Origin of the sequence: Lysinibacillus sp. BNK-21 (genome assembly GCF_048684915.1) — a bacterium.
Classification (GTDB): Bacteria; Bacillota; Bacilli; order Bacillales_A; family Planococcaceae; genus Lysinibacillus; species Lysinibacillus capsici.
Genome location: NZ_JBLQTS010000001.1, coordinates 4282669 through 4296932 on the forward strand (window position 1 = coordinate 4282669; position 14264 = coordinate 4296932).

At 40.2% G+C, this 14264-nt stretch carries 9 protein-coding genes and 1 rRNA gene; all 10 read right to left on the bottom strand.

The genetic code is table 11. The features are described from left to right. Positions 1-78: 78 nt before the first annotated feature. Positions 79-1630: ribosomal RNA gene (locus ACMGGO_RS21545) — 16S ribosomal RNA — on the bottom strand. Positions 1631-2148: 518 nt separating this feature from the next. Beyond that, the gene (locus tag ACMGGO_RS21550) at positions 2149-3498 is read right to left on the bottom strand and encodes an IS1182 family transposase (protein WP_420281576.1); all 1350 of its coding nucleotides are present in this window, start codon (positions 3496-3498) and stop codon (positions 2149-2151) included. Positions 3499-3775: 277 nt separating this feature from the next. Further along, positions 3776-5629 carry an SLC13 family permease gene (locus ACMGGO_RS21555; RefSeq protein ID WP_115673041.1) on the bottom strand — a complete coding sequence of 618 codons (1854 nt, stop codon included), beginning with the start codon at positions 5627-5629 and terminating at the stop codon, positions 3776-3778. A gap of 169 nt (positions 5630-5798) precedes the next feature. Then, positions 5799-6413: a nicotinate-nucleotide adenylyltransferase gene (gene nadD / locus ACMGGO_RS21560; protein WP_048390705.1), complete on the bottom strand. Its 615-nt coding sequence runs from the start codon at positions 6411-6413 to the stop codon at positions 5799-5801. Positions 6414-6438: 25 nt separating this feature from the next. Further along, positions 6439-7896 (bottom strand): nicotinate phosphoribosyltransferase, encoded by a 1458-nt coding sequence (locus ACMGGO_RS21565; RefSeq protein ID WP_054548939.1) that lies wholly within the window; start codon positions 7894-7896, stop codon positions 6439-6441. A gap of 19 nt (positions 7897-7915) precedes the next feature. Next, on the bottom strand, positions 7916-8470 hold the full coding sequence (locus ACMGGO_RS21570; RefSeq protein WP_054548938.1) for a cysteine hydrolase family protein: 555 nt from the start codon (positions 8468-8470) through the stop codon (positions 7916-7918). Between the two features lie 80 nt (positions 8471-8550). Further along, positions 8551-9351: an NUDIX domain-containing protein gene (locus ACMGGO_RS21575; RefSeq protein WP_048390712.1), complete on the bottom strand. Its 801-nt coding sequence runs from the start codon at positions 9349-9351 to the stop codon at positions 8551-8553. A gap of 152 nt (positions 9352-9503) precedes the next feature. Continuing rightward, positions 9504-10781 (bottom strand): imidazolonepropionase, encoded by a 1278-nt coding sequence (gene hutI / locus ACMGGO_RS21580; protein WP_054548937.1) that lies wholly within the window; start codon positions 10779-10781, stop codon positions 9504-9506. Beyond that, a complete protein-coding gene (gene hutU, locus ACMGGO_RS21585; RefSeq protein ID WP_004233805.1) occupies positions 10778-12448 on the bottom strand; it encodes a urocanate hydratase in 1671 nt (556 codons plus the stop codon). The genes hutI and hutU overlap by 4 nt, the downstream gene beginning before the upstream one ends. A gap of 167 nt (positions 12449-12615) precedes the next feature. Beyond that, positions 12616-14130 (bottom strand): histidine ammonia-lyase, encoded by a 1515-nt coding sequence (hutH, locus tag ACMGGO_RS21590; protein WP_048390715.1) that lies wholly within the window; start codon positions 14128-14130, stop codon positions 12616-12618. Positions 14131-14264 lie beyond the last annotated feature (134 nt).

Genomic DNA, 14264 nt, shown 5'->3' on the forward strand with positions numbered 1-14264 from the left:
AGATAGAATGAACCTTCAAAACTGAACGCAAAACGTAATCTTACAAACCCAAGGTTTGTATTCCGAAATAATCCTTAGAAAGGAGGTGATCCAGCCGCACCTTCCGATACGGCTACCTTGTTACGACTTCACCCCAATCATCTATCCCACCTTCGGCGGCTGGCTCCAAAAGGTTACCTCACCGACTTCGGGTGTTACAAACTCTCGTGGTGTGACGGGCGGTGTGTACAAGGCCCGGGAACGTATTCACCGCGGCATGCTGATCCGCGATTACTAGCGATTCCGGCTTCATGTAGGCGAGTTGCAGCCTACAATCCGAACTGAGAACGACTTTATCGGATTAGCTCCCTCTCGCGAGTTGGCAACCGTTTGTATCGTCCATTGTAGCACGTGTGTAGCCCAGGTCATAAGGGGCATGATGATTTGACGTCATCCCCACCTTCCTCCGGTTTGTCACCGGCAGTCACCTTAGAGTGCCCAACTAAATGATGGCAACTAAGATCAAGGGTTGCGCTCGTTGCGGGACTTAACCCAACATCTCACGACACGAGCTGACGACAACCATGCACCACCTGTCACCGTTGCCCCCGAAGGGGAAACTATATCTCTACAGTGGTCAACGGGATGTCAAGACCTGGTAAGGTTCTTCGCGTTGCTTCGAATTAAACCACATGCTCCACCGCTTGTGCGGGCCCCCGTCAATTCCTTTGAGTTTCAGTCTTGCGACCGTACTCCCCAGGCGGAGTGCTTAATGCGTTAGCTGCAGCACTAAGGGGCGGAAACCCCCTAACACTTAGCACTCATCGTTTACGGCGTGGACTACCAGGGTATCTAATCCTGTTTGCTCCCCACGCTTTCGCGCCTCAGCGTCAGTTACAGACCAGAAAGTCGCCTTCGCCACTGGTGTTCCTCCAAATCTCTACGCATTTCACCGCTACACTTGGAATTCCACTTTCCTCTTCTGCACTCAAGTCCCCCAGTTTCCAATGACCCTCCACGGTTGAGCCGTGGGCTTTCACATCAGACTTAAAGGACCGCCTGCGCGCGCTTTACGCCCAATAATTCCGGACAACGCTTGCCACCTACGTATTACCGCGGCTGCTGGCACGTAGTTAGCCGTGGCTTTCTAATAAGGTACCGTCAAGGTACAGCCAGTTACTACTGTACTTGTTCTTCCCTTACAACAGAGTTTTACGATCCGAAAACCTTCTTCACTCACGCGGCGTTGCTCCATCAGGCTTTCGCCCATTGTGGAAGATTCCCTACTGCTGCCTCCCGTAGGAGTCTGGGCCGTGTCTCAGTCCCAGTGTGGCCGATCACCCTCTCAGGTCGGCTACGCATCGTCGCCTTGGTGAGCCGTTACCTCACCAACTAGCTAATGCGCCGCGGGCCCATCCTATAGCGACAGCCGAAACCGTCTTTCAGTCTTTCACCATGAAGCAAAAGAGATTATTCGGTATTAGCCCCGGTTTCCCGGAGTTATCCCAAACTATAGGGTAGGTTGCCCACGTGTTACTCACCCGTCCGCCGCTAACGTCAAAGGAGCAAGCTCCTTTTCTGTTCGCTCGACTTGCATGTATTAGGCACGCCGCCAGCGTTCGTCCTGAGCCAGGATCAAACTCTCCATAAAAGAAATTTGATTAGCTCAAATTGTTTTGCTGGCATCATGTTTGATGTCCAAAATTGTGTTTCGTTCACTAGCAAAACTAGCTACTTAAAACTTTATTGATTACGTTTTGCTTGTTCAGTTTTCAAGGTTCATGTTTTGCTTTATTTTAGCGTGTCACCCTGGCGACTTGTATAATACTACACCCTTATTTTTAAAAGGTCAACACTTTTTAATAAAAAACTTTATTTTTTTATTACCAAAGTAAAACTTCATATATTAATAACTAACAAATCTATTCACAAGCTAGTTCAATATTAGACCATGAACTAGAAAATAATTTTATCATAATTTCCTACAAAAAAATAATAGATCTTTAAAAAAACAAAAAACTCGGTAAAGAAACCGAGTTTCAGACTGTAGACAAAAGCCATCGAGAGGTTCACTCTCGATGGGCTTTTGTCATTTTTCTTCCTATTTTATCTTTAACATTTGATAATATACTACCAAATTCAACATACTCTTCGAGCATAGCTACCTTCTTAAGCTGCCTGCCACGTCCAAGTAGCCAGTTTCTTTAAATTCATGGCAGCAAAAGTAAGCATCGCCTGCATGGACAATTTTTTTAGACCTCTTAAGGTTGTCCATCGCATACCATGCTTTTCTTTTGCATCCGCAAATACACGCTCAATCGTTTCTTTGCGCTTTGCATAAATCTGTTTGATGTCATAGGAATGGCGTAAATGTTCAGCTTCCTCCACATACGACTCCCAAATATGGCGTTGAATGAGTTTTTGATGATGCTTACTTTCTGTACATTGGGAAAGGCTTGGACACTTCGCACAAATCAAAGGATTCGATTTATATTGCCGATATCCTTCTTTCGTCGTTGTTGCATACTTCAATATCTGCCCTTGTGGGCAAAGATAACAATTATAGTGCTCATCATATATATACTCATGCTTTCGGAAGAATCCATCTTTCGTTTTAGGACGTGTATAAGGAAGAACAGGCAACATTTGATTCTCTAATAAAAAATTCGTAATCGCTGGTGTTTTATAGGCTGCATCTGCCGCAACAGCTAATGGTTTTTGAACGTTTTCAATGACTTTTTCCACAAGTGGCTGTAATACATGACTATCGTGCACATTTCCCGGAGTTACAATGGCACCCAAGACAAAGCCCTTTTCATCTGTCGCTGCATGAAAAGAATACGCAAACTGCTTCGTACGTTCATCCTTCACGTAATAGCCACTTTCAGGATCTGTCGTGCTTTCCTTTATTTCTTTCCATTCTTCCTTTTCAAACTTCTCCGGGGGAAAGGGCTTTTTTCCGTGTTCCTCACGATCAATATTTAACTCTAATTGAAGTTTCTCTTCATAAGCCCGTGTTTCTTTTCGCACAACTTTTTTATCATACTTTCGTTTATTCGCACTCGCTTTCACATGCGTAGAATCGATAAATAAATGGTCTGCATGGAGGAGTCCTTGATGCATAATCTCTTTTAATATACGATAGAATATCTGCTCAAATATATCAGTGTCTTGAAAGCGACGGACATAATTTTTACCGAAGGTAGAGAAATGCGGGACTTCTGTATGGAAGCCAAACCCTAAAAACCAACGATACGCCATATTCGTTTCAATTTCTTTGATGGTTTGACGCATGGACCGTATACCAAAAACGTACTGAATAAACGTCATTTTAAAGAGAACAACAGGATCAATACTAGGGCGTCCTTTAGCAGAGTAGAGGTTTTCTACTAAAGGATAGATAAATGAAAAATCAATAGCCGCCTCTAGTTTTCGTACTAAATGATCTTGGGGAACTAATTGATCAATCGTTAGCATTTCTAATTGTTCACGTTCATTGATTTGATTTTTCGTCATCATGGTTGATCACCTCGAAAGTGTACTTTTTATCAATAATTCTTTATGTAGAAGTTGATTGGAACGAAGGGTGGCGACTCCTGCGGGAAAAGCGGGAAAGTCGAGATCCTGGACTGAGCGAAGCGAGGGAAGCAGCTCGACCCCGCCCGCGGAAAGCGTCCGCCCGTAGTGGAAATCAACGGCTTTACTTTATTTTATTGTAAAAGAAAAAAGACTGTAGGCAAACTCAAAATTCATTGAGTTTGTCTACAGTCTGAAACTCGGTAAAGAAACCGAGTTTTTAAAATGGGAAAAAGAACGGGATGGCTATCATCATCACAATAAACATAACAAGCTGTAACGGAACCCCTATTCTTACGAAATCCATAAATTTATAGCCCCCCGCTGTCATTACCAGTGCATTCGTAGGGGAAGCAATTGGCGTAGCAAATGCCATACTTGCTGCAACTGCGACTGCAATCATAAATGTTGTGGGACTAACCTCCATTGCAATGGCTGCACTCATGGCAATGGGTGCAAACAATACAGCAGTTGCCGTATTACTAATAAATTGACCGAAAATAGCTGTCAAAATATAAACTCCTATGAGTACACCGTATGGTCCGAAACCACCTAAAGCATTAATAATACCATCAGATAAAATGGTCATGCCTCCTGTTTTTTCTAACGCTGTCGCCATTGGTAACATGGCAGCTACTAATACAATACTTTCAAAATTCATATTGCTATAGGCATCTTCCATGTTTCTCAAGCAGCCTGTTAAAATCATAAGTACAGCACCAATCATCACAGAAATGACAGCAGGAAAAACTTCAAATGCCATCAAAATAATCATGAATAACATAATAATCCCCGCAATTCCAGCTTTGCCTGTAGCTGCTGCCACACTTGCGTGTTCTTTCGGCTGTCCTACAACCACGACATCTTGCGTTTCTCTTGCTAACAAAAGAATTTCATCCCATGCTCCCTGTACTAATATTGCGTCCCCAAATTTTAATTTGTGAGACACCATATCCTGAAGCTTGTAACCACCCTTACGATTAATACCAATGATATTTAGATTGTATTTTTCCCGGAACCCAAGGGAACTAACCGTTTCATTGATAAAGCTCGAATTCGGGGTAAGCAATACCTCTGCAATACCCAGATGCTTCGATACCAATTCATCGGCTTCTCCTTCAACTAATCCTTGCATCTCAAGATGATAATCCTCAACAAAACGCCGAATATCCTCTATTTCTCCTTGAACATATAACTCATCCTTGGCATGAATGACACTAGTTGGTCCTGCCATTTCTTGATAAGTCATCGGTAGTAAATTAATGCCCTCCTGTGATTTCCTATGAATTTTCATCATACAAAGCATATACTTAGCTGGTAGTTTTAATTCCGCTAACGATGTTTCAATAATAGGTGACTCCTCAGGGACGGAGATTTTAAATAGACGATTATTTAAATCATATTGTTTAATAATTTTTTTCGGTGAAAGTTTATAGCCTTCATTAGTCTGTGTACGGTTTTGATCCTTTGGTAATAAAATATTTCTTACAAGTACTAAATAGGAAATGCCAGCAATCATCCCCACGATACCAATAGGAGTTACTTCAAAAAAGCCAAGTTTGTTATAGCCTCGATCAACCAATAACTGACTGACAATTAAATTGGTTGGGGACGCAATCAGTGTCATCAGACCAGAAAGACTTGCTACATAGGAGAGTGGTAGTAGAAATTTAGAAGGGCTGACTTTCATACTTATTGCTATACTTACAACGATTGGCATCATTAAGGCGACAGTACCCGTATTACTCATAAATGCACCAACCGATCCTACAATAATAAGCAGTAGCACAAATAACTTCAGCTCACTATTGCCTGACCATTTTAGTAAGAGTTGCCCCGCCATGCCTGCCAGGCCCGTACGTAAAATCCCTGCACCCACGACAAATAACCCTGCAATCATTAAAACTACAGAGTTTGAAAAACCAGCTAATGCCTCCGAGGGCGTCAAAATATCCATAATGACAAATGCTAATAGTGACACAATTGCTACAAGATCTGCTCGTATTTTATTGGTCACAAATGCGAAAATTGTTGCTCCTAAAATAAGAAATGTTAATGTAAGCTGCACATTCATGAATTCCTTTCTAACATTAATCATTATTAAAAATTGACAGCAAAAAATTGTACTTCATTACTATTTTTATTATAGCTTACCCTGAGCTCTATATGATAAAATTCACCATCTTTTCAAAATTAAAATAAGTGTGGTAGTCATCCACACTTATAATGATAGCTTCACTATTTTATTTTTGGTAAAGATGATGTTCTTTAATATAGTTGTAACAAGCAGTAGGCAAGAGGTATCTCGGTTCTCCTCCCATTGCGAATTCTTCTCGAATATAGGTAGAGCTAATTTCCATCGCTAGCCCTTTATCTATAAGATGAAATCTTCCATCATCATTATTTCTTAAAATCGGAGAACGACTAATGGTTGAGAGCATATCAATGCCGTGTCGTGCCATTACAATAAATTTATTCTCCGCTACTAATGCGTCGCCCTTTTTCCATAAACCCGCACCAATATCCACTAGTAAATCAGCACCCATAATAAAATGCACCTCATCCTCTGGGTTCTTCTCTCTAAAGTATTTCATAGTGTCATATGTGTAGATATTCCAGCCTTCTTGATCCATTTCATAGGAATCTGCGATAAAACGATCGTCCTTAGCAATAGCTAACTGAAGCATATTCCAACGATGTGTATCAGCTGTTTTGATGGTTTTATCTTTGCGTTTATTTGAACAAGGCAAAAAAATAACCTTATCTAACTTACACCGATGTGCTACAGTGCTTGCTGTCCAAAGATGGACATTGGTAATAGGATCAAATGATGAACCATAAATACCTATTCTCGCCATCGTCTCTACCTCCTAGCAGTTACTTTTAAATACGTTGTGAAACCTTTTCTTTTATTGCCTGTATGCTTGCCATTTTATTGTCCCAACATACTTGACTTAAATCGACAGGATATTCTTCAGGATTCATTGTTCGTTTATACTCACACCACAATAAATGTAAGTTTTCCTGTACATATTTTTGTATTTCTTGAATAGTTGGCTCCTCATAAACAATATTTCCATTTTCTATAATACTTTCATGTAACTCTTTCGCCGTAAAATTTGTAACAAATTTACTAATATACGTATGAATAGGGTGGAACATTTTCAATCTTTCTTCTTGCTGTATGTTTTCATTATCTAACGCAATATAATCTCCTTCAGCATGACCATTCTCTGCATTAATAATACGGTAAACACGTTTACGTCCAGGTGTAGTCACTTTCTCAGGATTTGCTGAAATTTTAATGGTATCAACTAGTTCTCCACTTTCGTTTTCTATTGCAACTAATTTGTATACTCCACCAAGAGCTGCTTGATCATAGGCTGTAATCAGCTTAGTTCCGATTCCCCAAGCATCAATTTGCGCCCCTTGTGACTTTAAATGCATAATTGTATATTCATCCAAATCATTCGAAGCCATAATTTTAGTTGCAGTAAATCCTGCATCATCTAGCATTTTCCTTGCCTGTTTTGAGAGATAGGCTAAATCTCCACTGTCTAAACGGATACCAATAAAATTAATTTGATTCCCTAGCTCCTTCGCTACGCGGATAGCATTCGGAACACCAGAACGTAGTGTGTCATAAGTATCTACTAGGAAAACACAGTCTTTATGGGCTGCTGCGTATTTTTTAAACGCAGTATATTCATCTCGATAGGTTTGAATCATCGCATGGGCATGTGTTCCTGACACAGGAATACCGAATAATTTTCCTGCTCTTACATTGCTTGTTGCAGAGAATCCGCCTATATAAGCAGCACGAGTTCCCCAAATAGCAGCATCAAATTCGTGTGCGCGGCGGGTTCCAAATTCCATTACAACATCCTCACCCGTCACTTGTTTGATACGTGAAGCTTTTGTTGCAATCAGGGTTTGGTAATTAACGATATTTAACAACGGCGTTTCAATTAATTGAGCCTCTGCTAATGGTGCTTCAATTCGCAGGATAGGCTCGTTTGCAAAGACCAATTCTCCCTCTCTCATCCCCTTAATTGTCCCTGTAAATTTAAGTTCTTTTAGGTATTCAAGAAATTCCTCGGGATACTTCCCCTCTTCTCGTAAATATTGAATATCGCTTTGAGAGAAACCAAAGTTATTAATAAACTCAATCACTTTTTTCAATCCAGCGAAAACTCCATAGCCATTGCCAAATGGAAGCTTTCTAAAATATAATTCGAAAACAGCTTTACGTTGATGAACACCATCTTGCCAATAAGTTTGAACCATATTAATTTGGTATAGGTCCGTGTGTAACATGAAACTATCATCTACATATTTCATATTTTCCCCTCCATTCATGTCAAATAATAGTGGCACCTAGAGTATGCTCGAAATGATTTAACGCCCACTCATGTCCAGCTTCATTAAAGGAGGCGACAGCATTTTTATGAATGACGATATCGAACCCTTTATTATAAGCATCTACTGCTGTATGAAGAACACAAATATCTGTACAAACGCCGATTAAATGCAGCTCAGCAATTCCTCTTTCACGCAATTTCAATTCTAAATCTGTTCCTGCAAAAGCAGAATAACGCGTTTTATCAATGTAATAGACGAAATCTTGGTCTTTATTTTCTTCATATAATGAGTTTAATGCACCATATAACTCTCTACCTTCTGTATGACGAATATTATGAGGTGGGAATAGCTTTGTTTCTGGATGATAAATATCTCCCTTTTCATGAACATCTATCGCAAATACTGTAAAATCCCCCCTCTTAATAAACTCCTTTGTTAAATCAACATTTGCACGTTCGAGCAATTGCCCAGGCTCTCCGCAAGTAAGAGCCCCATCCGTCGCAACGAAATCCACTGTATAATCAATATTAATTAATGCACGCTTTTTCATCATTTCATCACTCCACTCTTTAATTAGTAATACTTAAATTACAAATTACTTTCTTTAAAATAAACAGGAAAGACGGATCTTTCCTAATGATAGATAGACTCTACCATTTCGAAATCATTAAATGTATAGAGCTGGGAAGGCCGGAACGAATTTCTTTTTGTTTTCTTCGGTTTTCCTTCTTCATCCAATGCTTTTTCGATAAATGGTAATTTAGGTGCTTTTGTAAAGAATACGGAATCGTTAGAGATTCGTGGATCTTCTCCAACTGTTAGAAGTACTCGTTGCAATTCTGATAATGTAAACTCTTGTGGTAAAAAGTTTTTAGCAACAGTTGTCTGAATCATATCCCTTTTAATAAAATGCAACGCATCGGAAATGATTTTTCGGTGATCGAAAGCTAATGGAAGCGTAAATACACTTTCTATATCAAACAGTTCTACATCGTCTGCATCATCATTCGCTTGACGTTGCTCAATATATGTCTCAGGAACAATGGCATAAAATGCATTTGAAATCATCCAACCACGTGGATCTCGATCGATCTCATCATAAACACCAAAATGTTGAACATGTAAACCTTCTACATTTGTTTCTTCTTTTAATTCTCTCTTTGCTGCGATAAAGGCAGTTTCTTTTTGATTTGCATCTACAAAGCCCCCAGGAAGTGCCCATTTTCCTCCTTCAATATTGGGATTTCCTTCAGCATCCCTAGTAGCACGCTTAATTAACATAATCTTTAGCGTCATGTTTGGCGGTGCTTTTTCCTCTGTTTTCTCTGAGGTAATTGTAAAAATAGCAATATCTGCGGTATATCCATCGGGTGTTTGATATTTTGAAGAATCATAATGAGCAAGCACTTCTTCTTCGGTACGAAATTTTGTCATTGTATAACCCCTTCTATAATTACAAGGTTCATGTAATTTGTAATTCGTTAATTACTATTTATTAGAATTATAATCTTTCATCAAAGCATTTGCAACTAATTTATAAAAAAAGCATAAATAAAGCTACTCCGCCTTATTTATGCCCATTATTATTATTGATCTTTCAGCAGAATTCCGTTTTGTACAACAACTTGCCCATTTTTGATTACTGTATGTGTATGATTCATGCCGTAGAAATATTGCAGTTGCTTGTAATTAGCAACATCAAGGATAAGTACGTCAGCTTTTTTATGTGCTTCAAGGGAACCAATTTGCTCGCCTCGATTTAGGGCATATGCTGCATTAATTGTTGTTGCCGTTAATACTTCCTCCAATGTCATACCCATATGCATGCAAGCTAAATTCATAATGAAGGGTAGGCTCATTGTTGGGGATGACCCAGGGTTAAAGTCTGTGGATATCGCCACAGGTACTCCCTCGTCAATCATTAGACGCCCTCTTGCAAAAGGTGCACGTAAAAAGAATGCAGTACCTGGCAGCAATACAGCAATTGTACCCGCTTCAGCCATTTTTCGAATTCCCTTATCAGAAGCAACTAACAAATGCTCCGCAGAAATGGCCTCTACTTCCGCAGCCAGCTCGGCGCCTTGATAAGGTTCGATTTCATCCGCATGTATTTTTGGCGTTAAGCCTAGTGCTTTTCCAGCCTCTAAAATGCGTCGGGATTGTTCGGGTGTAAAGACGCCTTTTTCACAAAATACATCATTAAATTCAGCCAACTCTAGTTCTGCTACTTTTGGCAGCATCTCATTGACCACCACATCCACAAATTCATCCTCACGCCCCTTATAATCACGAGGAACTGCATGGGCTCCCATAAACGTGCTAATGACATCAATATGATGTGCAGCTTGTAATTCTTTTGCGACCTCTAGCTGTTTCTTTTCCGTTTCCCAGTCCAAGCCATACCCTGATTTTGCTTCAACTGTTGTTACACCATGCTTTAAAAATACATCTAAATGCTGCATCGTTTTTTCATATAATTCATCAAAGCTTGTTTCTCGTGTACGCTTTGTTGTAGCATGAATGCCACCGCCTGCATTCATGATTTCCATATAGGTAGAACCATTTAATCTCATATTAAACTCTTGCTCGCGTGTTCCACCATGCACCAAATGTGTATGACAATCCACTAAGCCAGGCATAACAATCTTACCAGTAGCATCAATCGTTTCTGCCTTCTTTATTAATTCTGGGAAGTCAGCTTCTAGTTGCTCATACGCTCCTACTGCTACAATACGCTCTTCTTCAATTAGAACACTGCCATATTCTATTACTGCAATTTCCTGCATTTGTTCTTTTGTACGTGGTCCTTGTACATTACTTTTCAAGGTAATTACTTCATTTGCATTTTTTATTAGAATGGTCACTTCACATCACCCTTTAACATTGGTATATGGACACCTTTGTTTTTTGCTGTATTGATAGCAATATCGTAGCCTGCATCAGCATGACGAGCAACGCCCATTCCAGGGTCTGAAACTAATACACGTGCAATTTTTTCAGCGGCAAGCTCTGATCCATCTGCTACTAAGACTTGACCTGCATGCTGTGAATAACCCATTCCTACACCACCACCATGGTGTACGCTTACCCAGCTTGCACCACTCGCAGTATTAACAAGAGCATTTAAAATTGGCCAATCCGATACCGCATCCGAACCATCTAGCATTCCTTCTGTTTCACGATTTGGTGATGCTACAGAACCTGAATCTAAGTGATCGCGACCAAAGACAATTGGTGCTGATAATTCACCATTTGCAACCATTTCATTGACCTTTAATGCAAAACGATGACGATCACCATAACCCAACCAGCAAATGCGTGCAGGTAGCCCTTGCCATTTCACCATTTTTTGTGCCATATCAATCCAATTGACTAGACCCTCATCTTCAGCAAACATCTCTTTTGCCAGTGCATCTGTTTTATATATATCCTCAGGGTTTCCTGAAAGCGCCGCCCAACGGAATGGGCCCTTTCCTTCACAGAATAACGGACGAATATACGCTGGTACAAAGCCTGGGAAATCAAAGGCATTTGTCACACCCATTTCTTTGGCATAGGCACGAATGTTATTCCCATAATCAAATACTTCTGCGCCTGCCTCTTGGAACTCTAGCATTGTACGAACATGCTCTGCCATTGTTTCTTTTGCTTTACGCTCATATGTTTTTACATCCTCTTTGCGAAGTTTTAGCGCTTCTTCAAAGGTCATGCCATTAGGTACATAACCATTAATCGGATCATGCGCAGATGTTTGGTCTGTCACAAAATCTGGAATAATTCCACGATTCAACAACTCACGATTAACATCAGCACAGTTACCAACAAGGCCAATGGATGCTGGCTCATTTTGGTCACGTAATTTATTAACTAATGCAATTGCTTCATCTACAGTTTCTACAATATAATCACAGTAACCTTCTTTGATTTTACGTTCAATGCGAGCACGTTCAACTTCAACAACTAAGATTACAGCACCAGCCATTTTCCCTGCTAATGGCTGTGCACCACTCATACCGCCCATACCACCTGTAAGGATGAATTTACCACGTAAATCAGCAGTGCCAAATACCTTTTTGCCTGCTTCTACAAAGGACAGATAAGTTCCTTGTAAAATTCCTTGAGCACCAATATAAATCCAACTCCCAGCAGTCATTTGACCATACATCATTAAATCTCTTTCTTCTAATTCATAAAAGTGATCCCAATTTGCCCATGCTGGTACAAGGTTTGAATTGGCAATCAACACTCGAGGGGAATGCTCATGTGTACGGAATACAGCTACTGGCTTTCCAGATTGGATTAATAGAGTCTCATCATTCTCTAATTCTTTCAAAGATGCAATGATTTGTTCATAGCTTTCCCAGTTACGAGCAGCCTTACCAATACCCCCATAAACAATCAGTTCATCTGGATTCTCTGCTACCTCTGGGTCAAGATTGTTCATTAACATACGCATTGCTGCTTCCTGTGTCCATCCCTTACATGTTAGTTCATTTCCACGTGGTGCACGAATATCTGTCTTAAATACCATTAAAAACACGCTCCTTTTCCTATTAAAAAAATGTGAATTTTGCTGTCTAAAGCTATTAATAACTGAATATTCAGACTTAAATACATATAAATATTTTCAAAGCAGAGGCTACTCGGTGTATAAACCGAGCGACGCCTTTGCTCTTTCATATCAAAACTTAAACCAATTTACACATACTCATTTACTAAATCATTACTTGATAGTAAATATTTCGCCAATGCTTCAATTTCATCGCCAATTGGTTGATCGGCTAGTAATGGTGGACAAAATTCACGCACTTTCTTTAAGAATTTACTTGTAGTAGGAGATAATTGCTCTTCTGCCTTGTCTAAATGAATAGCCTGAGATGCACAAATCAATTCGATAGCTATAACGCGAGCAGCGTTGTGAACAATCTGACGTACTTGACGTGCCGAAGTTGTTCCCATACTTACATGATCCTCTTGGTTACCTGATGTAGGAATAGAATCCACACTCGAAGGATGTGCTAAAACTTTATTTTCTGAGACAATAGAGGCTGCTGTATATTGAGCAATCATAAGCCCACATTCAATCCCAGGGTTTGTTGCTAGAAACGGTGGTAGCCCTTCATTAAGTTGAGGGTTTACCATACGTTCTGTACGTCGTTCTGAAATATTGGCCCACTCACATACACCTATTTTCAAAAAGTCCATTGCCAAAGCTATTGGCTGTCCATGGAAATGCCCACCCGATAAAACCTCCCCGCTTTCTAAAACGATTGGATTATCAGTTGTTGCATTCATTTCTGTTTGAACACGGTCCTGTGCGTAGAAAAATGACTGCCAAGAAGCACCATGTACTTGCGGTATACAACGTAGTGAATAAGCATCCTGCATGCGAATTTCACCCTGCTTTGTCACACGTTTACTGCCATCGAGCCACTTACGAATACGCCCGCCTACTAGTTCTAACTCTGGATGTGGTCTTACCGCTAAAAGTGCTGGATCAAATGCCGAGGTAATGCCCTTTAAAGCTTCCAGTGTTAAGCTAGCAGCCATATCCGCTGCAAGACCGATTCGTTCAGCTTCATTGACCGTTAATACACCTATACCCGTCATAGCTTGTGTACCGTTAACTAATGCTAGCCCCTCTTTAGCTTGAAGTCTAACAGGGGTTAATCCTGCTTGCTTTAGCGCGTCACTACCACTCATGATTTCTCCGTTAAACTCAGCCTTTCCTTCTCCCACTAACACTAATGCCAAATGTGATAAAGGCGCTAAATCACCACTTGCTCCTACTGAACCTTGTGACGGAACAATTGGATGAACACCTTTATTAATAAGATTCAACAATAGTTGGACAGTTTCCTCACGAATGCCAGAAAATCCTCTGGCCAAAGCATTGGCACGTAACACCATCATTGCACGTACAACATCTGTTGGGAATGGTTCACCAACACCGGTTGCATCTGATCGTAATAAATTTAGCTGCAATAGCTCAATGTCTTCTTCTTCAATTTTTATATTGCTGAGTTTACCAAACCCTGTATTCACACCATAAATTGTTTGGCCTTCAGCTAAACGCTTTTCGATACGCTCTCTACTTAAACGAATACGTTCCAAACTCTCTGTAGCAAGCGCAACTGTTGCTTGCCCCTTCACGATTTCCTCTATTTGTTGTCTTGATAATGTATTGCCATCAAGCTCGATGATTGACTTCACATGACATCCCCCTATTCCCTATATGGCTATGTAAATAAATTATCTTCATTCATATTTTCGTAATATGAAAACATCAGTCTCAAACTTTTTAAGCGTTTTCATAACAAAAGTTGGCTTCTGCTGATGATCAATTA

Bases quoted from the DNA above. Each gene is read 5' to 3' on its own strand.
- ACMGGO_RS21550 (WP_420281576.1), bottom strand. From the start codon at position 3,498: ATGATGACGAAAAATCAAATCAATGAACGTGAACAATTAGAAATGCTA.
- ACMGGO_RS21555 (WP_115673041.1), bottom strand. From the start codon at position 5,629: ATGAATGTGCAGCTTACATTAACATTTCTTATTTTAGGAGCAACAATT.
- nadD (WP_048390705.1), bottom strand. From the start codon at position 6,413: ATGGCGAGAATAGGTATTTATGGTTCATCATTTGATCCTATTACCAAT.
- ACMGGO_RS21565 (WP_054548939.1), bottom strand. From the start codon at position 7,896: ATGAAATATGTAGATGATAGTTTCATGTTACACACGGACCTATACCAA.
- ACMGGO_RS21570 (WP_054548938.1), bottom strand. From the start codon at position 8,470: ATGATGAAAAAGCGTGCATTAATTAATATTGATTATACAGTGGATTTC.
- ACMGGO_RS21575 (WP_048390712.1), bottom strand. From the start codon at position 9,351: ATGACAAAATTTCGTACCGAAGAAGAAGTGCTTGCTCATTATGATTCT.
- hutU (WP_004233805.1), bottom strand. From the start codon at position 12,448: ATGGTATTTAAGACAGATATTCGTGCACCACGTGGAAATGAACTAACA.